This is a genomic window from Flavobacterium odoriferum, from assembly GCF_025499515.1.
GTDB classification, from domain to species: domain Bacteria; phylum Bacteroidota; class Bacteroidia; order Flavobacteriales; family Flavobacteriaceae; genus Flavobacterium; species Flavobacterium odoriferum.
Genome location: NZ_JAMKFA010000001.1, coordinates 63,814 through 90,063 on the forward strand (window position 1 = coordinate 63,814; position 26,250 = coordinate 90,063).

Annotated in this window: 21 protein-coding genes and 1 tRNA gene; 14 read left to right on the forward strand and 8 right to left on the reverse strand. The window is 32.3% G+C overall.

Annotation, left to right across the window (positions count from 1 at the left end; translation table 11 throughout):
• From infB to rimP, 3 genes are read right to left on the reverse strand one after another with little or no spacing between them, the layout of a single operon-like run.
• The gene (gene infB / locus M9Q43_RS00255) at nucleotides 1-2,799 is read right to left on the reverse strand and encodes a translation initiation factor IF-2 (RefSeq protein ID WP_262316992.1); all 2,799 of its coding nucleotides are present in this window, start codon (nucleotides 2,797-2,799) and stop codon (nucleotides 1-3) included.
• Between the two features lie 49 nt (nucleotides 2,800-2,848).
• A complete protein-coding gene (gene nusA / locus M9Q43_RS00260) occupies nucleotides 2,849-4,090 on the reverse strand; it encodes a transcription termination factor NusA (protein WP_262316993.1) in 1,242 nt (413 codons plus the stop codon).
• A gap of 14 nt (nucleotides 4,091-4,104) precedes the next feature.
• Complete coding sequence (gene rimP / locus M9Q43_RS00265) at nucleotides 4,105-4,572, reverse strand: ribosome assembly cofactor RimP (protein ID WP_262316994.1); 468 nt, start codon at nucleotides 4,570-4,572, stop codon at nucleotides 4,105-4,107.
• A 168-nt stretch (nucleotides 4,573-4,740) separates the two neighbouring features.
• Between rimP and M9Q43_RS00270 the strand changes: the two genes are divergently transcribed.
• Nucleotides 4,741-5,565, forward strand: coding sequence for a universal stress protein (locus M9Q43_RS00270; RefSeq protein WP_262316995.1), 825 nt, complete (start codon nucleotides 4,741-4,743; stop codon nucleotides 5,563-5,565).
• A gap of 124 nt (nucleotides 5,566-5,689) precedes the next feature.
• Here M9Q43_RS00270 and M9Q43_RS00275 read toward each other — a convergent pair.
• A tRNA-Gln gene (locus M9Q43_RS00275) sits at nucleotides 5,690-5,760 on the reverse strand.
• 154 nt (nucleotides 5,761-5,914) lie between these two features.
• Here M9Q43_RS00275 and M9Q43_RS00280 point away from each other — a divergent pair.
• Nucleotides 5,915-9,115 (forward strand): glycosyltransferase family 117 protein, encoded by a 3,201-nt coding sequence (locus M9Q43_RS00280; RefSeq protein WP_262316996.1) that lies wholly within the window; start codon nucleotides 5,915-5,917, stop codon nucleotides 9,113-9,115.
• 76 nt (nucleotides 9,116-9,191) lie between these two features.
• A complete protein-coding gene (locus M9Q43_RS00285; RefSeq protein ID WP_262316997.1) occupies nucleotides 9,192-9,830 on the forward strand; it encodes a polysaccharide deacetylase family protein in 639 nt (212 codons plus the stop codon).
• Here M9Q43_RS00285 and M9Q43_RS00290 read toward each other — a convergent pair.
• Complete coding sequence (locus M9Q43_RS00290) at nucleotides 9,827-10,123, reverse strand: thioredoxin family protein (RefSeq protein WP_026724375.1); 297 nt, start codon at nucleotides 10,121-10,123, stop codon at nucleotides 9,827-9,829. The two genes, M9Q43_RS00285 and M9Q43_RS00290, sit on opposite strands and share 4 nt — an antisense overlap.
• Nucleotides 10,124-10,197: 74 nt before the next feature.
• The gene (locus tag M9Q43_RS00295) at nucleotides 10,198-11,427 is read right to left on the reverse strand and encodes a metallophosphoesterase (protein ID WP_262316998.1); all 1,230 of its coding nucleotides are present in this window, start codon (nucleotides 11,425-11,427) and stop codon (nucleotides 10,198-10,200) included.
• A 124-nt stretch (nucleotides 11,428-11,551) separates the two neighbouring features.
• Here M9Q43_RS00295 and polA point away from each other — a divergent pair, with 124 nt between their 5' ends.
• From polA to M9Q43_RS00315, 4 genes are all read left to right on the forward strand, one after another.
• Nucleotides 11,552-14,404, forward strand: a complete 2,853-nt coding sequence (gene polA / locus M9Q43_RS00300; protein WP_262316999.1) for a DNA polymerase I — start codon at nucleotides 11,552-11,554, stop codon at nucleotides 14,402-14,404.
• 182 nt (nucleotides 14,405-14,586) lie between these two features.
• Entirely contained in the window at nucleotides 14,587-14,841 is a 255-nt protein-coding gene (locus M9Q43_RS00305; protein ID WP_008256034.1) for an autorepressor SdpR family transcription factor, read from the forward strand.
• Between the two features lie 3 nt (nucleotides 14,842-14,844).
• Nucleotides 14,845-15,486 (forward strand): SdpI family protein, encoded by a 642-nt coding sequence (locus M9Q43_RS00310; RefSeq protein ID WP_262317000.1) that lies wholly within the window; start codon nucleotides 14,845-14,847, stop codon nucleotides 15,484-15,486.
• Nucleotides 15,487-15,529: 43 nt separating this feature from the next.
• On the forward strand, nucleotides 15,530-16,897 hold the full coding sequence (locus M9Q43_RS00315; protein WP_262317001.1) for a serine hydrolase domain-containing protein: 1,368 nt from the start codon (nucleotides 15,530-15,532) through the stop codon (nucleotides 16,895-16,897).
• Between the two features lies 1 nt (nucleotide 16,898).
• On the opposite strand, the gene M9Q43_RS00320 is transcribed toward M9Q43_RS00315, so the two are convergent.
• Complete coding sequence (locus M9Q43_RS00320) at nucleotides 16,899-17,921, reverse strand: LacI family DNA-binding transcriptional regulator (RefSeq protein ID WP_262317002.1); 1,023 nt, start codon at nucleotides 17,919-17,921, stop codon at nucleotides 16,899-16,901.
• Nucleotides 17,922-18,001: 80 nt separating this feature from the next.
• Complete coding sequence (locus M9Q43_RS00325) at nucleotides 18,002-18,241, reverse strand: GlsB/YeaQ/YmgE family stress response membrane protein (RefSeq protein ID WP_262317003.1); 240 nt, start codon at nucleotides 18,239-18,241, stop codon at nucleotides 18,002-18,004.
• Between the two features lie 207 nt (nucleotides 18,242-18,448).
• Here M9Q43_RS00325 and rplM point away from each other — a divergent pair, with 207 nt between their 5' ends.
• The 7 genes from rplM (at nucleotide 18,449) to M9Q43_RS00360 (ending at nucleotide 26,223) form a co-directional block, all read left to right on the forward strand.
• Nucleotides 18,449-18,904 carry a 50S ribosomal protein L13 gene (gene rplM, locus M9Q43_RS00330; RefSeq protein WP_133608466.1) on the forward strand — a complete coding sequence of 152 codons (456 nt, stop codon included), beginning with the start codon at nucleotides 18,449-18,451 and terminating at the stop codon, nucleotides 18,902-18,904.
• On the forward strand, nucleotides 18,904-19,290 hold the full coding sequence (gene rpsI / locus M9Q43_RS00335; RefSeq protein ID WP_008256015.1) for a 30S ribosomal protein S9: 387 nt from the start codon (nucleotides 18,904-18,906) through the stop codon (nucleotides 19,288-19,290). Before rplM ends, rpsI begins: the two co-directional genes overlap by 1 nt.
• 175 nt (nucleotides 19,291-19,465) lie before the next feature.
• The gene (rpsB, locus tag M9Q43_RS00340; RefSeq protein WP_041124303.1) at nucleotides 19,466-20,227 is read left to right on the forward strand and encodes a 30S ribosomal protein S2; all 762 of its coding nucleotides are present in this window, start codon (nucleotides 19,466-19,468) and stop codon (nucleotides 20,225-20,227) included.
• Between the two features lie 136 nt (nucleotides 20,228-20,363).
• Nucleotides 20,364-21,185: a translation elongation factor Ts gene (gene tsf, locus M9Q43_RS00345; protein ID WP_262317004.1), complete on the forward strand. Its 822-nt coding sequence runs from the start codon at nucleotides 20,364-20,366 to the stop codon at nucleotides 21,183-21,185.
• A 106-nt stretch (nucleotides 21,186-21,291) separates the two neighbouring features.
• On the forward strand, nucleotides 21,292-25,014 hold the full coding sequence (locus M9Q43_RS00350; RefSeq protein ID WP_262317005.1) for a TraB/GumN family protein: 3,723 nt from the start codon (nucleotides 21,292-21,294) through the stop codon (nucleotides 25,012-25,014).
• Nucleotides 25,014-25,673, forward strand: coding sequence for a queuosine precursor transporter (locus M9Q43_RS00355; protein WP_262317006.1), 660 nt, complete (start codon nucleotides 25,014-25,016; stop codon nucleotides 25,671-25,673). Before M9Q43_RS00350 ends, M9Q43_RS00355 begins: the two co-directional genes overlap by 1 nt.
• Entirely contained in the window at nucleotides 25,663-26,223 is a 561-nt protein-coding gene (locus M9Q43_RS00360) for a DNA-3-methyladenine glycosylase I (protein ID WP_262317007.1), read from the forward strand. The genes M9Q43_RS00355 and M9Q43_RS00360 overlap by 11 nt, the downstream gene beginning before the upstream one ends.
• Nucleotides 26,224-26,250: the final 27 nt, after the last annotated feature.

Genomic DNA, 26,250 nt, shown 5'->3' on the forward strand with positions numbered 1-26,250 from the left:
TTACTTCAATTTTTTCTTTACTTCAACTTCTTGGAAAGCTTCGATTAAATCGTACTCTTTAATATCATTGTAGTTTTTAATCTGCATACCACAATCGTATCCTTTAGAAACTTCTTTAACATCATCTTTGAAACGTTTTAAAGTAGCTAATTCACCAGTATAGATTACAACACCTTCTCTGATTAAACGGATTTTAGAGTTTCTAAATATTTTACCATCAGTAACCATACATCCTGCTATAGAACCTACTTTAGTTACTTTGAAAATTTCTCTAATTTCTGCCGTTCCGGTGATTTCTTCTTTCATTTCTGGAGACAACATTCCTTCCATAGCATCTCTTAAGTCATCAATTGCATCGTAAATAATTGAATAGTTACGGATGTCAATTTCTTCTTTGTCTGCTAATTGTTTTGCATTTCCTTGCGGACGAACGTTAAATCCGATAATAATTGCATCAGAAGCTGAAGCTAACAATACGTCAGATTCGGTAATTGCTCCAACACCTTTATGTATAATGTTAATTTGAATTTCTTCTGTAGATAATTTAGAGAATGAATCTGCCAATGCTTCAACAGAACCATCCACATCTCCTTTAAGGATAATGTTCAATTCTTTAAATTGTCCTAATGCGATACGACGACCAATTTCGGCAAGTGTAATGTGTTTTTGTGTACGAACAGATTGCTCGCGTTGTAATTGCGTACGTTTTGCTGCAATTTGTTTTGCTTCTCTTTCATCTTCGTAAACATTAAATTTATCACCTGCTGTTGGCGCACCATCTAAACCTAATACTGATACTGGAGTTGATGGACCCGCAACTTTGACTTGATTTCCTCTTTCGTCAAACATGGCTCTAATTTTACCATGATTTTTTCCAGCTAAAACATAATCTCCAATACGAAGTGTTCCTGCTTGTACTAAAATTGTTGACACATAACCTCTACCTTTATCTAATTGTGCTTCCACAACTGTTCCAAGTGCAGGTTTATTTGGATTAGCAGTAAGTTCTAAAACTTCTGCTTCTAATAATACTTTTTCTAATAATTCTGGCACTCCTTGACCAAATTTAGCTGAAATATCGTGTGATTGATATTTTCCACCCCAATCTTCAACTAAAAGATTCATTCCTGCTAATTGCTCTTTAATTTTTTCAGGATTTGCATTTGGCTTATCCACTTTATTAATAGCAAAAATCATTGGAACACCTGCTGCTTGAGCATGACTGATTGCTTCTTTTGTTTGAGGCATGATATCATCATCGGCAGCTACTACAATAATAGCAATATCGGTTACTTGAGCTCCACGTGCACGCATCGCGGTAAAAGCCTCGTGACCCGGTGTATCTAAGAATGTGATTTTTTCTCCACCCTCTAAAATTACCCCATAAGCTCCAATATGTTGTGTAATTCCTCCTGATTCACCCGCAATAACGTTTGCTTTACGAATGTAATCTAGTAACGAAGTTTTACCGTGGTCAACGTGCCCCATTACAGTAACAATTGGTGCTCTGTGAACTAAATCTTCTGGATTATCTTGAATAACTTCAGCAGCTTCTTCAATATCAGTAGTAATAAATTCTACTTCAAAACCAAATTCATCTGCTACAATAGATAATGTTTCCGCATCTAAACGCTGGTTCATAGTAACCATGATTCCAAGCGACATACATGTTCCGATTACTTTTGTAATTGGCACATCCATTAAAGATGCAATTTCACCAACAGTAACAAATTCGGTTACTTTTAATGTTTTGCTTCCTTCTTCTTGCGCTTGCAATTCATCATCAACACGTTGACGGTGAGAATCTCTCTTATCTCTACGATATTTCGAAGATTTTGATTTATTCCCCTTACCTTGAAGTCTTTCTAATGTTTCTTTAATTTGGTTTTTAACATCCTCTTCAGAAGGCTCTACCTTTTGAATAATTGGTTTTTTACCTTTATTAAATCCGCCACCAGCTGCGCCACCTTTTACAAACTCTTTTTTAGGGCCACCACCTTGGTTGTTAGTTCCAGGAGCACCCGGAGTCCCAGGTTTGATGATTCTTTTACGTTTGTTTTTATTGTTTGCTGCATTTGATCCACCAGCATTTTGTGCTTGAGGAGTTCCTGGTTTTTTGATATCTTTTTTAGGATCTTCTTTTTTCTTTTTTGGTTTATCAAATTGAGATAAATCAATTTTTTGACCTGTAAAAGTAGCTCCAGAAAGTTTTTGATATTGTGTTTCAATTTTAACTTCGCCTTCTTCTGTTGTTTCTGAAACTGGTTCGATGACTGGTTTAACAATTTCAACTTTCTTAGGCGCTTGTTTTTCCTCTTTATGTTCTTTTACTTCTTCTGAAATTTTTACTTCAGGAGTAGTTTTTACCTCTGGTGTTTGAGGTGCAACTTCTTTTTGTTCAGAAACAGGAGCTTCAGAAATAACATTTTGTTTTTTAGGGTCTAATTCTATTTTTCCAACTGCTTTTGGGGCAGTTACAACAGCTTTAGCTTTAATAACTTCTTGTCTTTGACGTTCTTCTTCCTGCAAACGTTTAGCTTCTTGTTCTTTTTCAAGTTCACGTTTAAGCGCCTCTTTCTCTTTTCTTTTTTCTTCACTTACTTCAAGAGAGGCAACCTTATTCCCTTTGTCAGCAGAAAATTGACCGCATAAGACTTTATATTCCTCTTGTGATATTTTAGCGTTTGGACTTGACTCAATTTCATGACCCTTTTCTTTAAGAAAATCCACAGCTCTATCAAGAGAAATATTTAACTCCCTTAAAATCTTGTTTATTCTTATTACTCTTTCTTCAGACATATAATCTTTTTAAAATTCTTCTTTGTTGTGTGTTGTTTAAATTATTAGGTTATCCTTCTAATTCCGTTTTTAGTATGTTCATAACATCCATAATCGTTTCTTCTTCAAGATCAGTTCTTCTAACTAAATCAGCAACATCTTGCTTAAGAACACTTCTTGCTGTGTCTAAACCAATTTTTTCAAACTCCTCGATAATCCATCCATCGATTTCATCTGAAAATTCTCTTAATTCAACATCATCTTCTTCTTCTGTAGCACCTTCACGAATTACATCTATTTCGTAACCTGTTAATAAACTTGCTAATTTAATGTTATTTCCACCTCTTCCGATTGCTTTTGAAACTTCTTCAATTTTTAAGAACACTTCGGCAGTTTTAGCTTCTTCGTCTATTTTAACTGAAGATACTTTTGCAGGGCTTAATGCTCTTGTAATGTATAACTGAGGATTTGTTGTAAAATTGATAACGTCAATGTTTTCGTTACCTAATTCGCGAACAATTCCATGAATACGAGAACCTTTCATTCCTACACATGCTCCAACTGGATCAATTCTATCATCATAAGAATCTACTGCCACTTTTGCTTTTTCACCTGGAATACGAACTACTTTTTTGATGGTAATTAAGCCATCGAATACTTCTGGAATTTCTTGTTCAAATAATTTTTCAAGAAAATCTGGAGCAGTTCTTGACATTATAATTTGAGGCTTATTGCCTTTCAATTCCACGTTTTCAATAACTCCTCTTACATTATCTCCTTTTTTGAAATAATCATTTGGAATTTGTTTTTCTTTTGGCAAAACTATTTCGTTTCCTTCATCATCCATCAAAATTACAGCTTTTGGACGAACATGATGCACTTCTGCTGTATAAATATCACCAATTAAATCTTTAAATTGCTTGTAAAGATTTGTATTATCGTGTTCATGGATTTTAGAAATTAAGTTTTGACGTAATGCCAAAATAGCTCTTCTTCCTAATTGGAATAATTTTACTTCTTCAGAAACATCTTCACCAACTTCAAAATCTGGCTCAATTTTTCTTGCTTCAGATAAAGAAATTTCAGAATTTTCATCTTCTACCTCACCATCTTCTACTACAACACGATTTCTCCAAATTTCCATATCTCCTTTATCAGGATTTATGATAATATCGAAGTTATCATCTGAACCATATTTCTTTTTTAATGCATTTCTAAACACATCTTCTAAAATTGCCATTAGGGTAACTCTATCAATGAGTTTGTCGTCTTTAAATTCCGAAAACGATTCAATTAATGCAATATTTTCCATGTCAACTCTTTATTTTAAAATGATACTATAACAATTGCTTCTTTAATACTTTCGTAAGGTAATTCTAGTTTTTTATCCACTGTTTCTTTACCCTTACCTATTTTTTTTGGCTCTCTAGCTTGCCATTCTAAAGTAATTTTTTCATCATCTACCGCAGTTAATTTTGCTTCGATTTCTTCTGATGAAATTGTTTTTACTTTTAAATTTCTACCTAAATTTTTTTTGTATTGTCTTACAAATTTCAACGGACTTGATAATCCTGCCGAAGCTACTTCTAAAGAAAAATCTTGTTCTTCTCTATCTAAATCTGCTTCAACTGCTCTACTTACATCGATACAATCTTGCAAGCTTACACCATTATCACCATCTAAAACAATGCTTATTTTATTAGCATCATTGATAGACAAATCAATTAAAAAAAGATGTGAACGCTCTATTAAAGCGCCATCTAACAATTCCTGAACCTTATTCTTAAACGCCATATTTTTTATAAAAAGAGGCACGCTCAGCGTGCCTCATAATCCTGTCCTTTAATAACACTGCAAATATACAAATTATTTTCAATTAAAAAAAACATTGTTAGTTTGGATATTTTTTGTAATTTTATAGTGTAATTTATTTACGCATTAAAAATAACCTAAAACAAACTTATGAAACGAATTTTAGTACCAACCGACTTTTCTAAACATGCCGAATATGCTTTAAAGGTAGCTGCGCAAATTGCTAAAAAAAATGACGGTGAAATTTTTTTAGTTCACATGTTAGAATTGCCAACTTCTGGAAATGACGCAATTTCTACAGCTCACGAAATACCTGAATTGATGCTTTTTAAAAATGCCGCTATCAATAAATTAGACTCTTTAATGGAATCTGACTTTCTTAATGGGGTTAAAATTTCAAAAATTATTCAATTTGAAATGGCTTTTGATGGTATTGTAAAATATGCTAAATCACACGATATTGATTTAATTGTCATGGGTTCACATGGCGCAAGTGGATTCCAAGAGATGTTTATTGGCTCTAACACTGAAAAAGTAGTTAGAAACTCTGAGGCTCCAGTTTTAGTAATTAAAAGAGAAGAAGAAAAATTCAGTGCAAGTAAATTTGTTTTTGCTTCTGACTTTTCTGATGAAGCTAAAAAACCTTTCGAAAAAGCATTTTCTTTTGCACAAGGATTTGGAGCACATTTACATTTAGTAAACATCAACACTCCTAACAATTTTAAATCAACTAAAGTGGCTCAACAAACCATGAATGATTTTCTTGCTGGAACTGAAACAACTAACATAACTTCACACATTTATAATGATGTAAATGTTGAAAAAGGAATCTTACATTTTGCAAAAAGTATTGATGCAGATTTAATTGGAATGAGTACTCATGGAAGAAAAGGCCTATCACACTTCTTTAATGGAAGTATTAGCGAAGACTTAGTAAATCATGCAAAAAGACCAGTTATTACATTTAAAATATAACTCCCATTTTTATATATTATAAAAAAAGACCTCAATTATAGAGGTCTTTTTTTATTTGTATAAATCTACAAATCAATCACATAGTGAAATAAAAAAACTCCACTTATTTCTAAGCGGAGTTTTGTTGGCCCACAAGGACTCGAACCTTGAATGACGGTACCAAAAACCGGAGTGTTACCATTACACCATGGGCCAATACCTAACAACCTTTTCGATTGCGAGTGCAAATGTAATGCATATTTTTTATTCTGCAAATTTTTCTAAAAAAAATATTAAAAAATTAATTTAACATTTTATGTAAACAAAAAAATAGTTTCTTTGTAGTTGAAATTCAGAAACCAATTTTTTTATGACTTCATTCAATTTTAAAAAATGGAACACCATTTTAGGCTGGACCGCTTTTGCAATTGCATTAATTACTTATTCATTAACTGTTGAGCCAACATTAAGCTTTTGGGACTGTGGTGAATATATAGCAACATCAGCCAATTTAGAAGTTGGACATCCACCTGGAGCGCCATTATTTCAAATGTTAGGGGCATTTTTTGCAATGTTTGCATTTAGTCCAGATAAAATTGCATTGATGGTAAACTATCTTTCGGTTTTTTCGAGTGCTTTTACAGTGCTTTTTCTGTTTTGGTCATTAACCATGATTCTTAAAAAAGTGGTTAGCACAGCAAAAGAAATTTCAAAAAATCAAAATATAATGATTTTAGGGAGCGCTTTTATTGCTTCATTAACATTTACATTTTCAGATAGTTTTTGGTATAATGCTGTAGAAGCTGAAGTATATGCAATGGCTACTTTTTTAATTGCTTTGTTATTTTGGTTAGGATTACGCTGGGAACAAGAATTTGAAACACCTCGTGGGAACAAATGGTTATTGATCATTTCATTGGTAATTGGATTATCTTTTGGAGTTCACTTTATGGCTCTTTTGGCTTTTCCTGCAATTGGATTTCTTTATTTCTTTAAAAAATATAAAACCGTTACGGTAAAAAGTTTCCTGATAGCAAATGTTGTTATTATTGCAATTTTACTTTTTATCTTCAAATTATTACTTCCATACACTTTGGCTTTCTTTGGAAAAACTGAAATATTCATGGTTAACAGTTTAGGTATGCCATTTAATTCTGGGACCATATTTGCTTTTTTATTAATTATTGCCGCTTTTTACTTTGGATTAAATTACACCAAAAAGAAAGGTCACGTTTTTTACAATACTTTAATTTTAGCAACACTTTTTATCTTAATTGGATTTTCAACTTGGTTAATGTTACCTATTCGTGCCAATGCAAACACACCAATTAACGAAAATAAACCATCAGATGCCGCTGAAGTTTTAGCATATTACAACAGAGAACAATATGGTGAGCAAAAATTATTTTATGGCCCACAATTTTCTGACACTTATGCTGGTTTAGATCCAGAAACACCTTATTTAGATGGTAAACCAAACTATGAGCGCGATTATAAAACCGGAAAATACATCATTACAAATAACTTTAAAAACGCTACTCAAAATACAGATGATGCACACAAAGCATTACTTCCAAGAATGTGGAGCAATGAGCACAATGTAAACTATATGACATTTGGCGAACCTTTAGAATTTAGAATTAATCCAGAATATTCGCATGAAGATGAATTGGTTCAAATTGTGACCGATTTTAGAAAAGCCTATGCAACTGGCGAAGTTGATTTAAAAGGTTATGATAAATTCTTAAAAACGTATGGTGAGTATTTAATTGTTGATAAACCTAGTTTTGCTACAAACATGAAATTCATGTTTCAATATCAATTTGGTTATATGTACATGCGCTATTTACTTTGGAATTTTGTGGGAAGACAAAACGATGAACAAGGAAAATATGAAGATTTAAAAGGAAATTGGATTACAGGAATTGATGTTATTGACGAGTTTTTTATTGGTTCTCAAAAAAATCTTCCTTCAGATATTGCAAATAATAAAGCACGAAATATTTACTTCGGAATACCTTTCATTTTAGCTTTAATCGGATTGATTTTTCATGCAAAACGCGATATTAAAAGTTTCTATGTTTTGTTAGTCCTTTTCTTATTTACGGGATTAGCGCTAAAAATATACTTAAACGAAAGACCATTTGAACCAAGAGAACGTGATTATGCCTTAGTAGGTTCTTTTTATGTATTTGCCATGTGGATTGCTTTCGGAATTTACGCAATATTCGATTGGATTAAACAATATTTAGCACCTAAAGTTGCCATTCCGGTTGTATTAGTGGTTTGCTTGTTAGCTTCGCCTGTTTTAATGGCAAAAGAAAACTGGGACGACCATGATCGTTCAGATAAATATACAGCACTTGCTATGGCAAAAGCGTATTTAGATTCGTGCGAACAAAATGCAATATTATTCACCATTGGTGATAACGACACATTCCCATTGTGGTATATGCAAGAAATTGAAGGTTACAGAACTGATATTAGAATTGTAAACACAAGTTTATTCATGACCGATTGGTATATTGACCAAATGAAGATGAAAACACACGATTCTGCTCCTATTCCAAGTTCGTTCAATAGAGAACAATACAAAGGAAGTAACAGAGATTACAGTTTATATGTTGAGCGCACAGAAGATCCTTTATTACTTGATGAAATGCTTAAATTTATCGCTTTAGACGATGAAAGAGCCAAAATAACATTAGATAGTGGTAATAAAGTGAATTATTTCCCTTCAAAAAAAGTGATACTTCCTATTGACAAAAATACCATTATTAAAAACAAAGTGGTTAGCCAAAAATTCTACGATTCGATAGTACCACAAATTGAATTTACAATCAAAGACAAAGCATTGTACAAAAATCGTTTAATGATGTTAGACATTGTGAATCAAAACAACTGGAAACGACCAATCTATTTTACAGGCGGAAGTTTTGGTGAAGACGATTACATTTGGATGAAAGATTACTTACAATTAGACGGAATGTGCTTTAAATTAGTTCCTGTTAAAACCCCTGTTGAAGATCCAAATCCTATGGAAATGGGTTATATTGATTCAGATAAAATGTATGATATTGTAATGAAATGGGATTGGGGAAATAGTGAAAGCCCAAACATCTATCACGATCCTGAAACACGTAAAAACAGTATTTCGTATCGAACTAATTTAGCACGATTGATGCAAACATTAATCAATGAAGGCAAAAATGAAAAAGCTGAAAAAGTAATTGATTTAGCTATGGCAAAAATGCCTTTAGAATATTTTGAATATTATTCGCTATTAGAGCCTTTTGCTGCTGGATATTACGAAGTAGGTCAAAAAGAGAAAGCGCGAAACATGCTTTCTAAATTGGTTAAAAAACAACAAGAATTGTTAACGTATTACAGCTCATGGAAAGCAAGTGACCAAAACTTTAGTGCAATGGATATTATGATGGACATTGAGCAATACAGAAGTTTCTTAGAAGTTGCAAAAAATGGTAATGATTTAGAGTTTTACAATAAAGAAAAAGTAAAGTTCAATAATTTCAACAAAATGTTTGAACGTTTTGGAAGAAAAATGGAATAACTAATTTTCAAAATATAAAATGTTCCAAATGAAAGAAATTTCGTTTGGAACATTTTTTTTATACTAATTTTACAAGATGAACTTCAATTGGGTAAAAACAAATAAAGGGATTAAAAAGATTTTCAATAATCTGGTTTGGGATATTCCAAATTCAGACAAAAAAATCTATTTAACTTTTGATGATGGCCCAATTCCAGATGTAACCGAATGGGTTTTAGATCTTTTAAAATCAGAAGAAATAAAAGCTACATTCTTTTGTATTGGTGATAATATCAAAAAGCATCCAGAAGTTTACAAAAGAATTCTATCTGAAGGTCATCAAACCGGAAATCACACCTTCAACCATCTAAATGGCTGGAAAACCAACACAAAAAGCTATTTAGAGAATTTTAAATTATGTGAAACTGAACACTTAAAACTGAACACTGAACACTCATTTTTATTTCGTCCTCCTTACGGAAAAATAAAACCAAGTCAATCAAAAACAATTAGGCAATTAGGCTACAAAATAATTATGTGGGATGTTTTGAGTTATGATTTTGACTCAACCATTTCAGCAGAAGAATGCTTAGAAAATGTAATTTCAAATACAGAACAAGGAAGCATTATCGTATTTCACGATAGCCTAAAAGCAGAAAAAAATCTGAAATATGCATTACCAAAAGCAATACAAATTTTAAAAAATAAGGGGTTTGTTTTTGATGTAATTTCTTAGGCCTGTTCTTGCACCAAGGAAATTAATGTATTCGCATCAAGTTCACCGCTTTGTCTCCATACCATTTGACCTTCTTTATAAATCATTAAAGTAGGTAAGCCTTTAATACGAAGTGCTTCGGCTAATTCCTGATTTTTATCCACATCAATTTTAATTACACGCGCTTTGTCTCCTAAAGCAGCAGCTACATGACGAATTACTTCATTCATAGCTACTGAAGGTTCATTCCACTCTGTAAAGAAATCGATTAGTACAGGTACTTGAGCATCGATAAGTTCTCCAAATTTTGACATAAATTGAATTTATTAGTATCAAAAAAATTAATTTTCACACGAAAATAATATACAAATGTAGCATTTTTACTGAATTACGCTACTTTTTCTCCTTTTTTTAGTTCAATAACCGTAATTTCGGGCATAATACCTACTCTACCTGGGTAAGCATGGAAACCAAAACCACGATTTACATAAATATATCTTCCCGCATTTTCATACAATCCAGCCCATTGTTTATAAACGTATTGTACTGGACTCCATTTTACCCAACCCGGAATTTCTATCCCAAATTGGAATCCATGTGTATGACCCGAAAGTGTTAAATGATAATGATTGTCATCGTGCTGAATTTTCTCATCCCAATGACTTGGATCGTGACTCATTACAATTTTGAAATCTTCTTTCGTTAAACCTTTCGAAGCTAAATTCAAATCGCCACGCTCACCAAATTTTCTTCCCCAGTTTTCAACTCCTACAATTGCTAATTCCTGATTACCTTTTTTGATTTTCACATGTTCATTCAACAACAATTTAAAATCAATTTTATCATGAATTGCTTTTATTCCTTCAAAATTAGCTTGTTTTTCAGTTTGCGATTTCCAATCTATGTATTCGCCATAATCGTGATTTCCTAAAATAGAGAATTTCCCAAATTTCGGATTATGAATTCCTTTAAACGTATCAATCCAAGGATCCATTTCAGTAGCGTGCGTATTTACAATATCGCCTGTAAACAAAACCATATCTGAATTTTGCTCATTAATTAAATCAATCGCATACTTAATTTTCTCGGCATCATCAAAACTTCCACTGTGAATATCTGAAATGTGAGTAATCGTAGTTCCGTCAAAAGCATCTGGCAAATCAGGAAAAAACAAGGTTTGTTTGATTACTTTGTAATTGTATTTCCCAATGGTAATTCCATATAAAAATGAAGCAAACGGAATAGCAGCTATTCCCAAAGCAATCTGACTCACAAAACGTCTTCTTTCTGGCAAAAAACTCTCAGAACCACTTTTTGTTATCACACCAAATAATCCAGCAAAAAAACGAATAATATCTTCTCCAAATAATATGATGGTCAATAATAATTTTGGCACATATAACAACAACAACAAACCCATAGTCATCATGGTTTTTGGAGTTTGCCCCACACTTCTATCAAAATGATACAATTGGTAAACAATATAAAATAAAGCGATTGCAGATGTTACATAATAGAAAATAAAAAACCACTTCGATTTTATCAAAGTCTTAAACGCCTGAAAAGCATAGATTTCCAGAATGATAACAAATACTAAAAAAACAATCCAACGAATCATTAGCTCTTTTTTTTTGCAAAGTAAGGAACAAGTTAGACAAATTGATGCTGCATTAAATGAATTTTAACAAAGTTTTTTTAAGCAAAGAATTGTACTTTTACATTTTTAATGAAAATTCTGAACAATGTCACAAAAACGCCTTTTCCTTCTTGATGCTTACGCGCTTATTTTTCGTGGGTATTATGCTTTTATAAAAAATCCTCGTATCAATTCGAAAGGAATGGATACTTCTGCCATTATGGGATTTATGAATTCTTTGATGGATGTAATTAAGCGTGAAAAACCTGATCATTTAGCGGTGGCTTTTGATAAAGGCGGAAGCGATTATCGTTTTGAAATGTATCAAGAATACAAAGCGCACCGTGACGAAACGCCAGAAGCGATTAAAATTGCGGTTCCGTACATTCAAGAATTATTGCGCGCCATGCATATTCCAATTATTGAAAAAGCAGGTTTTGAAGCCGATGATTTAATTGGAACATTAGCCAAACAAGCCGAAAAAGAGGGCTTTCAAGTGTTTATGGTAACGCCTGATAAGGATTTTGCACAATTGGTTTCGGAAAATATCTTTATGTATAAACCCGCCCGAATGGGGAACGATATTGAGATTTGGGGAATTCCTGAAGTCTTAGCAAAATTTGAAATCGAACGTCCAGACCAAGTAATTGATTTTTTAGGAATGATGGGTGATTCTGCCGATAATATTCCTGGATTACCGGGTGTGGGTGAAAAAACAGCTAAAAAATTCTTAGCAGAATATGGTACTTTAGAAAATTTATTAGCCAATACGCATCAGCTAAAAGGTGCGATGAAAGAAAAAATTGAAGCCAATAAAGAATTAGGCCTTTTATCCAAAAAACTAGCCACTATCCTACTCGATTGTCCCGTGACATTTGATGCCCAGGATTACGAATTATCAAAACCCGATGTGGAGAAAACTGATGCCTTGTTTCAGGAATTAGAATTCCGTCAAATGAAAGCGCAGTTTGATAAGTTATTTGGTTCTGGGAAAGAATACGATGAAATTGATGCCAACGGAAATACTTCTGAAATTCCGCAACCAACTAAAAAAGCTCCAGTAAAAAAATCAAACGAGGACCAATTTGATTTGTTTGGTTTTAGTGACGAATCGGACGAACCAACAGCGAATCATTCGTATTATGCAACGTTAGAAAATACCACGCATTTTTACCAAATTATTCAAGGTGATTTGCCTGTAAAGTTGTTATTACAGAATTTATTAAATCAAACTTCGGTTTGTTTTGATACCGAAACTACTGGAATTGATGCTTTGAATGCCGAATTAGTGGGAATGTCATTCTCTTTCGAAAAAGGAAAAGGATTTTATGTTCCGTTTCCAGAAAATCAGGAAGAAGCACAAACATTAATTGAAAAATTCCGACCATTCTTCGAAAATGAGAACATCGAAAAAATCGGTCAGAACATGAAATACGACTTGAAAATTCTTTCGAACTACAACATGCAAGTCAAAGGAAAATTATTTGACACCATGATTGCGCATTATTTGATTAATCCTGATATGCGTCATAATATGGATGTTTTGTCGGAAACCTATTTGAAATATGCACCAAAATCAATTGAAACTTTAATTGGTAAAAAAGGCAAAAATCAATTGTCGATGCGCGATGTTCCTTTGGAAGATATTAAAGAATATGCAACTGAAGATGCCGATATTACCTTCCAATTAAAAGAACATTTCCAACCGATTTTAGAAAAAGTAGGCACGAAAAAATTGTTTGACGAAATCGAAATTCCGCTAGTTCCTGTTTTAGCTGATATGGAAAAAGAAGGCATTCGTTTGGATGTAGAATTTCTAAAAAGTATGTCGGTTGATATGCAAAAAGAAATCGATGCGTTTGAACAACAAATTTATGAAACCGCTGGTGAGAAATTCAATTTGGCTTCTCCAAAACAGTTGGGCGATATTTTATTCGAAAAACTAAAAATTGGTGGTGCGAAACAAAAGAAAACCAAAACGGGTCAATATGCTACTGGCGAAGAAGTGTTGAGTTATTTGGCAAACGAACATCAAATTGTGCGCGATATTTTAGAATGGCGTCAAATGGTGAAATTGCAAAGCACTTATATTGATGCTTTACCAAATCAAGTCGATAAAAAAACAGGAAGAGTGCATACCGATTATATGCAAACGGTTGCCGCTACAGGTCGTTTGAGTTCAAATAATCCGAATTTACAAAACATTCCTATTCGTACCGAAAGAGGAAGACAAATTAGAAAGGCGTTCATTGCTCGCGATGAAAATTACACCTTACTTTCTGCCGATTATTCTCAAATTGAATTGCGAATCATTGCCGCTTTGTGTGGGGAAGAAAACATGATTAAAGCGTTTCAAAATCACGAAGACATTCACAAAAGTACCGCTGCAAAAGTGTTCAATGTGCCTTTAGACGAAGTATCAAAAGAGCAAAGAAGTCATGCTAAAACTGTAAACTTCGGAATTATTTATGGTGTTTCGGCTTTTGGGTTGAGTAACCAAACCAACTTATCTCGAAAAGAAAGTGCAGAATTAATTGAAGCCTATTATCAAACGTATCCAAAATTAAAATCGTTTATGACTTCGCAAGTCGATTTTGCTAGAGAAAACGGTTATGTGGAAACCATTTCAGGAAGAAGACGTTATTTGAAAGACATCAACTCAGCCAACGCCATTGTTCGTGGCGGTGCGGAACGAAATGCGGTGAATGCGCCAATTCAAGGTTCGGCTGCGGATATTATCAAAATTGCGATGATTAATATTCACAAAAAACTGACGGCTGAAAACTGGAAATCAAAAATGCTATTGCAAGTACACGACGAATTAGTGTTTGACGTGCACAACTCCGAATTAGAAAAAATTCAACCGATGATTAAACACGAAATGGAAAACGCTTTTAAAATGGCAGTTCCGTTAGATGTGGAAATTGGATTGGGTAAAAATTGGTTGGAAGCGCATTAGGAAAGTGGTCAGTGGACAGTAACAGTTGGCAGATGGATTAGTTTTGTCATTTCGACGAAGGAGAAATCAAATTATATAACATCAAACCCGATACGTTTCAAAACCTATCGGGTTTATTTTTTTTGAAATCATTTTGCCATTTCAAATAATATTTAGATATTTGTCTAAATATATAAATTAATATGAACGCAATTTTCAAAGCCTTAAACGACGAAACCAGAAGAGATATTCTGGAATTGCTGCGCAAACAGGAAATGACGGCTGGTGATATTGCGGACCAATTTCATATTTCAAAACCCAGTATTTCGCATCATTTGGATATTTTAAAACGTGCCGATTTAGTCACGAGCGAGAAAAAAGGACAATTTGTAGTCTATTCTTTAAACACTACAATTGTTGACGATATTTTACAATGGATTATTACTCTAAAAAAATAAAGTATGGAGAAGTTTAAAAAAGAAATTCCGTTTTTAGCAATTGCATTAATTCCTTTTGTTTATCTAATTTACATTTGGAATCGTTTACCAGAAAAAGTTCCAATGCATTGGAATGGCGCCGGAGAAATTGATCGTTATGGCGATAAAAAAGAACTAGTTGCCATGTTATGCATGTTGGTTGGAATCACCTATTTTGTTTTTCTAATTATTCCTTATGTTGATCCAAAGCAAAAATTACAAAACATGGGCAACAAACTGAATAATTTACGAATGATTCTTACTTTATTCATGTCGGGTTTAGCGGTTTTTATTTTGTATAGTGTACAACAAAAAAGCAGTAATCCAGGCTTTGTATTTGCAATTATTGGCTTGCTTTTTGCTTTCTTAGGTAATTATTTCAAAACCATAAAACCAAATTATTTTATTGGTATCAAAACACCTTGGACATTAGAAAATGAAGAAGTTTGGAAAAAAACACATGTACTAGGCGGAAAACTATGGTTCATTGGCGGACTTTTAATGGCGTTGACATTTTTGTTACCAAACGAAATGCAATTGTATACTTTTTTAGGAATTACTGCCGTTATTACTATTGTTCCAATTGTATATTCGTATTTGGAATTCAAAAAAATCAAAAATCAGTAACAAAATAAAATCTCAACTACTAATTAGAAAAACAGAAAATATTATGAAAAAATTACTTCTTTTTATATTCGCTTTTTCGAGTTTCACTTTTGCTCAAGATAAATTCACTAAAATGGATAGTTTATTAAACTATTTGTACGAAAACAACAAATTCATGGGTTCATTAACCATTCGCGAAGGTGAAAATGTGGTTTTCAATAAAGCGTATGGTTTTGCCGATATAGAAAAGAACATCAAAGCCGATCGTTTAACGCGTTATAAAATAGGTTCGATTTCTAAAACTTTCACAGCTGTAATGGTAATGCAATTGATTGAAGAGAAAAAATTGACACTTCAAACCAAATTGAATCGTTTTTATCCAAAAATGCCAAATGCTGAAAAGATCTCGATTTATGATTTATTACATCATAGAACCGGAATTGTGGATTTTATTAACCAAGATTCAACATTTCATAAAGTAATTGACAAAAAACATTCAAAAGAAGATATTTTAAAAGTAATTACAACTTATAAATCGAATTTTGAGCCTGGAAGTAAATATGAATACAGCAATTCAAATTATTTTATTTTAGGTTGTGTTATCGAAAAGTTGACAAAAAAATCATACGCTGAAAACCTAGAAAATCGAATTGTAAAAAAAGCTGAGCTAGGAACTTACGAAAGTAAAACTGAAATGACAGCTAAAGGTGCTGTTACTAATAAAGTGTTCGTTCCAACTACATATTATAAAGAAGAAACAACAAATACGGCAAACAAAGAAAGTTATTCCTATTATTTTGATGGAACCAATTGGGTGAAATCGTATGAAAATCATAATTCAATAGCATTTTCTTCTGGTGGAATTACTTCAACTCCAGCTGATTTAACGAAGTTTATTTATGCACTTTTCAATGGAAAATTAGTTAACCCAACTTCTTTAAACCAAATGAAAGAAATTAAAGAAGGTTACGGAAAAGCTTTGATTCAGTTTCCTTTTGGCGAAAGACGCTTTTATGGTCATGGTGGAAGAATTGAGAATTTCAGTTCGATGTTGGGTTATTATCCAACTGAAAAAATGAGTTTTTCAATAATTTCGAATGGCGATAATTTTGTGCAAAACGATATCATCATAGGAATCCTAAGTATTTACTACAAAATGCCGTTTCCATTCCCGCAGTTTATGAAAATGGATAAGGCAGAATTAGCAAAATTTACTGGAACTTATGCTTCAAAAGAAATTCCTTTAAAAATTTCCGTTTCTGAAAAGAATGGCGAATTATTTGCTCAAGCAACTGGACAAGGTGCATTTCCACTAACATTTAAAGAAAAAACAACTTTTGTTTTTGCAGCTGCCGGAATTGAAATGGTTTTCGGAGACAACTCTTTTATACTAAATCAGGGCGGAACGAAATTCAACTTTATTAAAGAGTAAACTACAACTTTCTTGTAGACTCTCTCTGACGCAACTCTGTTTTAATCACAACAGTTTGCGGTTGATAAAACTCGTCTTTAGAATTGAGTTTATGAATTAACAATTCGGCTGCTTTTGCACCAATTTCTGGCGCGTGTTGACTAACCGTTGACAAACTCGGAGTCAATCGCCTTGACCAAACGCCATCTGCAAAACCAATAATATTCAATTCTTCTGGAATTTTGATTCCTTGTTTGAGCGCCATTCGCATTGTCATGGTGGAACTGTGTTCGTCTAATGCAAAAACAGCATCCATCTTTTTAGATGAAATCAAGTCTTGCAATTTTACATCGAAATCTTCAATAGAAGTTTCTTGAATAATCAGGTTTTCATCAATTGGGACATTTGCATCAGTTAAGGCTTTTTTATATCCATCTAATCGTAATTTCCCAACACTTAAATTTTGAATCGTAGAAAGCAAGGCAATTTTTTCACTTCCTAATTTTATCAAATGTGAAGTAGCATCATAAGCTGAATCAAAATCATCTACCACTACTTTATCGCAATTGATACCATCGGCTACTCTATCAAACATAACGATAGGTGTTCCGCTATTCATAATATCTTTAAAATGTTTGTATTCTTTTAAGGATTGCGTTTCTTCAGCAATAGCCACAACAAAACCATCAATAGTTCCATTGTTGAGCATATCCATAACTTGTTGCTCTTTATTTAAAGATTCGTTTGAAATTCCGGTAATCACATTATAGCCTTTTACCAAAGCTTCTTTCTCAATACCACTGAAAACTTTCGCAAAAAATGGATTTAGAATATTAGGAATAATTACACCTATAGTATTAGTACGCTGATTTTTTAAATTCTTAGCAATACTATTCGGTTTATAATTTTGCAAAGCAGCATACTCTTGAATTTTTATCTTGGTAGCTTCACTGATTTCTGGGCTATCACTTAATGCTTTAGAAACAGTAGATATTGATACGCCAAATTCGAGGGCTATTTTTTTTAGAGTTGCTTTTGCTTTCATTTATTATTTCGATTATAAAAACAAATATAATAAAATACCACCATGTTAGGGGATTATGGTGGATTACAGATTAAAAATTGTTACTTTTTAATTAAACTAACAATAAACAACAACAACCAAGCGCCACAAGCAGCAATAAGTATTTGCCAAAGCAAGCCTCCGCCACCAATTCCCAACTTTCCAGCAAGATAACCGCCAACAAAACCACCTAAAATTCCAGCAATAATGTTACCAATTAATCCAAAACCAGAACCTTTCCATAATTGACCAGCTAACCAACCGGATACTGCCCCAATAAGTAAAAAATACAAAAATTCCATAGTTAATAATTTTAAAGTTATTTTTAAAAGTAAGAAAACTATTTGAAATTTAACACTTTATACCTAAAAAACATATTAACAATAATTTTTACAACCCTAATTTGACAATAAAAATATTTTTTAGTTGGCTATTTGTAATTCTAATAAATAATTGTACTTTTGCACTCCCTTTATTGGGAATGGAATGTTTAATTTAAATTAATTATTGTGAACACATTAAGCTACAAAACAGTATCAGCCAACAAAGCAACTGCAGACAAGCAGTGGATTGTTGTGGACGCTGAAGGGCATAACTTAGGTCGTTTATCTACAAAAGTAGCAATGCTTTTAAGAGGTAAATACAAGCCAAGTTATACACCGCACGTTGATTGTGGGGATAACGTAATTGTTATCAACGCAGAAAAAATCAACCTTACTGGTAACAAGTTAGATGACAAAACGTACATCAGACACACAGGTTACCCAGGAGGTCAAAGAACTTTAACTGCTAAAGTAATGCAACAGAAAAATCCTGCATTATTAGTAGAAAAAGCTATCAAAGGAATGTTACCTAAAAACAAATTAGGTGCTGAATTATTCCGTAATTTAAATGTATATGTAGGTTCTGAGCACAAACATGCTGCTCAAACACCTAAAACCGTTAACCTAAACGATCTTAAGTAATGGGAGTTATTCACAAAATCGGTAGAAGAAAATGCGCTGTTGCACGTGTTTATGTTTCAGAAGGAACAGGAAAAATCACTGTAAACAAAAGAGAATTCACTAACTACTTCCCAACTGCAACTTTACAGTACAAAGTTATGCAACCAATGTCTATGACAGAAAATGCATCAAACTTTGACGTTAAAGTAAACGTATATGGTGGTGGTTCAACAGGACAAGCAGAAGCTGTGAGAATGGCTATTGCTAGAGCAATGTGTGAAGTTGAGGCTGAAAACAGAGCTATCCTTAAACCAGAAGGATTATTAACAAGAGATCCTAGAATGGTTGAACGTAAAAAATTCGGTCAGAAAAAAGCACGTAAGAGATTCCAATTCTCGAAACGTTAATATTCGATATTTATCAGAATATTTTTTCAGATACATTTTTACAATTAAAATTGAATTAAAAACAAAGTTGTCGATATTCCTTGTAAAAAGGGAATTAGTTTAGCATCTAAATTTTCAAGACCAACGCAAGTGACTACTTGAAAATTGCTAATCACGGAACGTAAACTATTACACAATGGCAAACAAAATTGACGTTAAAGAGTTATTAGAAGCAGGTGTACATTTCGGACACATGACTCGTAAATGGGATCCAAACATGGCTCCTTACATTTATATGGAGCGTAATGGTATTCATATCATTAACTTATATAAAACTGCAGCTAAAATTGAAGAAGCTAACGAAGCTTTGAAAAAAATTGCTGCATCTGGTAGAAAAGTATTATTCGTTGCTACCAAAAAACAAGCGAAAGATATCGTTGCTGAAAAAGCAGCAGCTTGTAACATGCCTTACATCACTGAAAGATGGCCTGGTGGTATGTTAACTAACTTCGTAACTATCCGTAAAGCTGTTAAGAAAATGGCTTCTATTGATAGAATGAAGAAAGACGGTACTTTCATGACTTTATCTAAAAAAGAAAGATTGCAAGTAGATCGTTTACGTGCAAAATTAGAGAAAAACTTAGGTTCTATTGCTGACATGTCTAGACTTCCAGCAGCTCTTTTTGTAGTAGACGTTAAAGCTGAGCATATCGCGATTAAAGAAGCTCAAAAATTAAACATTCCAGTTTTCGCAATGGTTGATACGAATTCGGATCCACGTCCAATTGATTTCGTTATCCCTGCAAATGACGATGCTTCTAAATCAATCGATAAAATTTTATCTTTAGTATCTGCTGCATTAGTAGAAGGTCTTTCTGATAGAAAAGTTGAAAAAGATGAATTACCAGCTAAAGAAGTAGAAGCTACTGAAGCTCCTGCTACTGAAACTGAAGCATAAATCAATTAATTCCAAGAATTAAATTCCAAATTCCAAACTTGTTGTAACTTTTAGTTAGCAATTTAGTAAAATTGGAATTTGGGATTTAGTAATTGGAATTTTTACTTTTATAAACAACAAATAAAAAACATACAAAATGGCAAATATTACTGCTGCAGACGTAAATAAATTAAGAACTATCACTGGTGCTGGAATGATGGATTGTAAAAAAGCATTAGTGGAAGCAGAAGGAGATTTCGATTTAGCTATCGAAAACTTAAGAAAAAAAGGTCAAAAAGTAGCTGCTAACCGTTCTGATAGAGAATCTACTGAAGGTGCTGCTATTGCTGTTATCAATGCTGACAAAACAGCTGGTGTAGCAATTACATTAAACTGTGAAACTGACTTCGTAGGTAAAAACGAATCTTTCGTAAAATTAGCTACAGATTTAGCTAACCAAGCATTAAACTATGCTACTAAAGAAGAATTATTAGCTTCTGATTTCGGTGGAATCACTGTTGCTGAGAAATTAATCGAGCAAACTGGAGTTATTGGAGAAAAAATCGAAATCGGTGCTTTTGAAAGATTAGAAGGCGCTTTTGTTGGATCGTATATCCACGCTGGTAAAATTGCTACTTTAGTAGCTTTATCTGCTAATGTTGCTGGTGCTGACGAAGCTGCTAAAAACGTTGCAATGCAAGCTGCTGCAATGAACCCAATTGCTTTAAACGAAGCTGGTGTTGATGCTGCAATCATTGAAAAAGAAATCGAAATTGCTAAAGAGCAATTAAGAGCTGAAGGTAAACCAGAAGCAATGTTAGATAACATTTCTAAAGGTAAAATTCAACGTTTTTACAAAGACAATACTTTAGTAAACCAAGATTACATTAAAGATGGTTCTATGAGCGTTGCTGCTTACATCAAATCTGTTGATGCTAACTTAATAGTTACTGGATTTAGCAGAGTTGCTTTAGGATAATTCTTTATAAAACACATACTTAAAACCTTAATTCTTTAACAGGAATTAAGGTTTTTTTATTTCCAAAAAAATGTATATTTGGGGTAAACGAATAAAAGTTATCTCCTTGAAAAAATATTTCTTCCTTTTGGTGCTGTGTGGCACATCATTACTTTTTGCTCAAGAAAAAAAATACCAAAGTTTACTGTGGGAAATTAGCGGTAATGGCTTGCAAAAAAAATCATATGTATATGGTTCAATGCATGTGAGCGATAAAATTTCGTATCATTTATCTGATGCTTTTTTTACACATTTACAAAAAGCAGACATCGTAGCAAATGAAAGCGAACCAAGAACTTGGACATCACTTTTTGACATGTTCAGTTTTTATTATCAGTATGCAAATAACGGTTCGTTTTACACCAACTTCTACATTAATCCGTTAGAAAAAGAAGATTTATATGCACTTTTTAGAAGTAGTAATTATAATTTAGTAAGCTTACTTACCCGAACAAATGAAAACAATAAAGAATACCAAGAAGAAACGTATTTGGACATGTTTATTTATAGAACCGGAAGAAAATTTAACAAAAAAACAGTCGGTTTAGAAGATGTAAAAACATCAACCATAAACATCATGAAAGCGCAGGCTAACATGGACCAAAAAGAAGTTGACAAAAACCGTCAAGCCATTTTAAAAATATTAAAAAACAAATCATACAATGACGCTTTGACCGATTTTTATCGTGAAAAAGATTTAGATATGATCGATTCTTTAACGATTTTGAGTTCGCCTCAAAGTTATCTAAAAGCCATGCTTTTTGACCGAAATATAGAAATGGTTAAAAACATGGATTCAATCATGAAAACAGGAAGTTTGTTTAGTGCAATTGGTGCAGCGCATCTTCCAGGTGATAAAGGCGTTATTGAATTACTTCGCAAAAAAGGATATACCGTAAAACCTATTTTTGATGCTTATACAGAAAAAGGAAAATCTGCCAAAAAACAAATCGAAGAATATTTCATAAAACCAGAATTAACAACAAAAACAACTGCAGATGGTGTAATTTCGTTACCTCTTTTTGAAATAGTTTTAGAAAACGGAGAAGATTTAGAATCACCAGATTTAGCAAATGGCGGTTTTATCAATGTAAAACGTAATCTACTGAAAGACTTTTTAAACAAAAACAACAAACCTTTTAATCCGAAAACGCTTGATAGTTTATTTTATGAAAATATTCCGGGTGAAATTTTAGAGAAAAAAGCCTATCAAGAAAAAAATTATTGGGTTTACGATATTAAAAACAAAACCAAAACAGGCAACGCACAACGTTATAGATATTACATTACTCCACTAGAAATTATTACCGTAATTATGGGTGGTGAAGGCGATTATGTTAGAAAATTTGAAGACGAAATTTTTCCAAAAATTGTTCTAAAAGACAGCAAAGAAAACTGGGAAACAATCTTACCAAGAAAAGGCAATTTTGAGATTCAATTTCCAAGTTATTATGCATACAAGGGAAATAAAGCCAATGAAAAAGACAATGCAGATATGTCTATTTTTGGGTTAGATAATTCTCAAAAAGCACACTATTTTTTAATTGAAAAAACGCTGCAAGAAGTAGATAATCTAGAAAATTCTGAATTTGAATTAAAACGTATTCATAAAGAATTTTACAACCAACACGACATTGATTCAACCAATACAAGTTTTGATAAAAAACGTTTTGTTTTTACTTCCGAATCAAAATTTGAAGACAAGGAAATTGCTTTACAATCCATTTTAAAAGGAAACAAATACTATTTATTAGGCACAATTAATGCATCAAAAGATAATTCAAAAAAATTCTTTGATTCGTTTAAATTGAAACCTTCAATTAGTACTGAAAAATATAGAACTTTTGTAGATTCGGTTACCAATTTAAGCATTGAAATTCCAGAAAAACAAAACGAACATTTAGATTTTGTAGTTGATAAAGATTATTCTGTAGGTTTAAAAAAGAAAAATCATTTTGTTTCAAAATCAAAAAATTATCAATTTTTAGGCAGTAACGGTTCATTTATAGAATTGGCTTACTACAAATACCACAAATATGAATCTGAAAAAAGCATAGATTCAATCTGGAAAAATTACCGCGCAAGAATTACAAAAAAAGAAAAATCAACCGATGTCGTTGATGAAGAATTACCAGAAGAAGTAATTGAAGTAGTTGATATACCAACAAATGAAATCGAAAATGAATTTGATGAATATCACCTTACCGATTGGCAAACTATTTTATTTGGAACTAAAAAAGACAATGAATTAGCTATTATTTCAGAAAAAATATCAGTTGACAAAGCTACCAATTCGCATATTTTTGAAGCTTTAGTTTCTAAACCGAATTCTAACCAAGCAACAAAACACAAATTAGTGTTTAACAATGGAAAAGTTTACGAACTGAAAACATTGGTAGACAAAAACTATAAAAACGAAGATGCTTTTGTTGAAAAAACGTTCAATTCATTACAAGTTACTTCTGAAAATGGGGAAAATGTTTTTGAAAATAAAGTCGATATTTTTTTAAACGATGTAAGAAGCAAACACGACAGCATTCGTTATTCTGCACTAAAATCTATTCATTATTTAAAATTGGAAGAGAAAGATTTACCAAAGATAAAAACCTTCTTAAACACCTTTAAATTCAATGAAGATGAAACTGAAATTCTAGGCGAATTGTATGAAAAAATTGGTCGAATAAAATCAGAAAATACCATTGACTATTTAGAAAAAATCTACAAAAAAGAAAATGTAAATACGGTAATTCAGTTTGCTGTTTTAAGAGCTTTATCTTCTCAAAAAACTAAAGAAGGTTATCTAAAAATTAAAGAATTGTTGGAATATGATTTGCCAATTTCTGATAATGAATATGAAATTTCAGGCTTGTTTGAATATTTTGAAGAGGATTTAGAAAACAGTCAAGTGCTTTTTCCTGAAATTTTCCAATATTACAGCATTAAAGAATATCATGAACCAATTGTGAGTTTTACATACAAATTAGTTCAAGCAAATTTAGGTAATTCGAAAAAATTAAAGTCATACAAAAAAATGATTTTAACCAATGCTAAATTAGAATTCAAGCGATTATCAAGTTGGAAAAATAAGCAAAACATTAAAGATAAAGACGAAGAAGATTATTATGATGAGGAAGATTATGCGCCTATTAATGATTTTTTAAGCTATGCACATATTTTGTATCCGTTTAAAAATGAAAAAGAAGTGCAACAACTTTTCGAAAAAGGAAGCAATTTAAACATTGATGAATTAGACATTGCTTTAGCCGAACTTGAATTAGAAAAAAGTAAATCAATCGAAGCAAAAACAATCAACAAAGTAATTTCAAATCCGAAATCGCAATTTATTGGTTATTTGATGTTAAATCATGCGAAACAAAATGAACAATTTGAAAAAATTGACGCAAAAGATATTGCTGTTTCTGCTATAGTTTATTCGGAAGAAATTGATGCAAAAAAAGATTCTTTGGTGTTTTATGATACGAAAGAAATCAAATTCAACAATAAAAAAATCGTTTATTATTTTTTCAAACGAATTAATATTGAAGAAGATTCGTATCAAACAAACAAAGAACAACTTACCGGAATTGCTTTTATAACAGAAGGTTCGAAAATAAATATTAAAGGATATTACAAACTAACTTCAAAAACATATTTAGAAGAAAAAGAAATTAGTTCGTTACAAAATACGATGATTGATGAATCGTTGAACGATAATCACATTAGAGTTTCCTACGGAAAACTAAAAGATCAAATGAAAAATTATATGAACGAATATGCTGATGAATACTAATGTTTCATAGAAAAAAAGACATCATATACGTAGTATTAGCAGGTATTTTTATCACGAACGCCTTAGTAGCAGAGTTAATTGGCGGGAAATTAATTCATGTTGGAAATACCGTAATGAGTTTAGGTATTTTACCTTGGCCCATTGTATTCATCACAACCGACTTAATCAACGAATATTTTGGTGAAAAAGGCGTAAAAAAACTGTCTTTCATTACAGCAGGATTAATTGCTTATACTTTTTTTCTTTTACTAATCGGACTTCAAATTCCAGCAGTAAAAGGAGATGGCTTAATTTCTGACGAACAATTTAATGCGGTTTTTGGTCAGAGTATGTGGATTATTGTGGGAAGTATTACAGCGTTTTTGGTATCACAATTAATTGACGTCACCATTTTCCATTTTGTAAAAAACCGAACCGGAAAGAAAATGCTTTGGTTAAGAAGTACCGGTTCAACTGTAATTTCACAATTATTTGATAGTTTTATTGTTTTGGGAATTGCCTTTTGGTTGCCTGGAAAAATAGACAGCAAAACCTTTGTAGCATCTGCATTTACAGGATATTCAGTTAAACTAGGAATTGCTATTTGTTTAACGCCTTTGATCTATCTCGGACATTATTTAATTGACAACTATTTAGGAGCAGAAAAACATGGAAACTAAACAACGATGCGCTTGGTGCGAAAAAGATGATTTATACCGCAATTATCACGATAACGAATGGGGAAAACCAGTTTATGATGATGAAACAATATTCGAATTTTTGATTTTAGAAACATTTCAAGCAGGATTAAGTTGGTATACTGTTTTAGCCAAAAGAGAAAACTTCAGAAAAGCATTTGATAATTTTGATTTGAAAAAAATTGCGAATTATTCGGAAGACAAAATAGCGGAATTAGCAGAAGATGCAGGAATTATCCGAAATAAATTAAAGATTAAAGCAACAGTTACTAATGCACAAGCTTTTATAAAAGTACAGGAAGAATTTGGGACTTTTTCTAAATATATTTGGGGATTTGTTGATGGAAAACCAATTGACAACCACCCCAAAACCTTAAGCGAAGTAAAAGCCACAACCCCGATTTCCGACGCTTTGAGTAAAGACATGAAAAAACGCGGATTCAAATTTGTAGGCTCAACAGTTATGTATGCGCACATGCAAGCCACTGGTATGGTTAATGACCACGTAATGGATTGCTGGACAAGAAAATAAAAAGAGGAAAATCTAAATTTTAGACTT

Excerpts from the sequence above, each read along its gene's own strand:
- rpsB (WP_041124303.1), top strand. The coding sequence starts at position 19,466 with ATGGCAAACAAAATTGACGTTAAAGAGTTATTAGAAGCAGGTGTACAT.
- M9Q43_RS00325 (WP_262317003.1), bottom strand. The coding sequence starts at position 18,241 with ATGGAATTTTTGTATTTTTTACTTATTGGGGCAGTATCCGGTTGGTTA.
- M9Q43_RS00285 (WP_262316997.1), top strand. The coding sequence starts at position 9,192 with ATGAACTTCAATTGGGTAAAAACAAATAAAGGGATTAAAAAGATTTTC.
- M9Q43_RS00320 (WP_262317002.1), bottom strand. The coding sequence starts at position 17,921 with ATGAAAGCAAAAGCAACTCTAAAAAAAATAGCCCTCGAATTTGGCGTA.
- nusA (WP_262316993.1), bottom strand. The coding sequence starts at position 4,090 with ATGGAAAATATTGCATTAATTGAATCGTTTTCGGAATTTAAAGACGAC.
- M9Q43_RS00280 (WP_262316996.1), top strand. The coding sequence starts at position 5,915 with ATGACTTCATTCAATTTTAAAAAATGGAACACCATTTTAGGCTGGACC.
- M9Q43_RS00305 (WP_008256034.1), top strand. The coding sequence starts at position 14,587 with ATGAACGCAATTTTCAAAGCCTTAAACGACGAAACCAGAAGAGATATT.
- M9Q43_RS00360 (WP_262317007.1), top strand. The coding sequence starts at position 25,663 with ATGGAAACTAAACAACGATGCGCTTGGTGCGAAAAAGATGATTTATAC.
- rimP (WP_262316994.1), bottom strand. The coding sequence starts at position 4,572 with ATGGCGTTTAAGAATAAGGTTCAGGAATTGTTAGATGGCGCTTTAATA.
- infB (WP_262316992.1), bottom strand. The coding sequence starts at position 2,799 with ATGTCTGAAGAAAGAGTAATAAGAATAAACAAGATTTTAAGGGAGTTA.
- M9Q43_RS00310 (WP_262317000.1), top strand. The coding sequence starts at position 14,845 with ATGGAGAAGTTTAAAAAAGAAATTCCGTTTTTAGCAATTGCATTAATT.
- rpsI (WP_008256015.1), top strand. The coding sequence starts at position 18,904 with ATGGGAGTTATTCACAAAATCGGTAGAAGAAAATGCGCTGTTGCACGT.
- M9Q43_RS00295 (WP_262316998.1), bottom strand. The coding sequence starts at position 11,427 with ATGATTCGTTGGATTGTTTTTTTAGTATTTGTTATCATTCTGGAAATC.
- M9Q43_RS00270 (WP_262316995.1), top strand. The coding sequence starts at position 4,741 with ATGAAACGAATTTTAGTACCAACCGACTTTTCTAAACATGCCGAATAT.
- M9Q43_RS00315 (WP_262317001.1), top strand. The coding sequence starts at position 15,530 with ATGAAAAAATTACTTCTTTTTATATTCGCTTTTTCGAGTTTCACTTTT.
- M9Q43_RS00290 (WP_026724375.1), bottom strand. The coding sequence starts at position 10,123 with ATGTCAAAATTTGGAGAACTTATCGATGCTCAAGTACCTGTACTAATC.
- tsf (WP_262317004.1), top strand. The coding sequence starts at position 20,364 with ATGGCAAATATTACTGCTGCAGACGTAAATAAATTAAGAACTATCACT.
- polA (WP_262316999.1), top strand. The coding sequence starts at position 11,552 with ATGTCACAAAAACGCCTTTTCCTTCTTGATGCTTACGCGCTTATTTTT.
- M9Q43_RS00355 (WP_262317006.1), top strand. The coding sequence starts at position 25,014 with ATGTTTCATAGAAAAAAAGACATCATATACGTAGTATTAGCAGGTATT.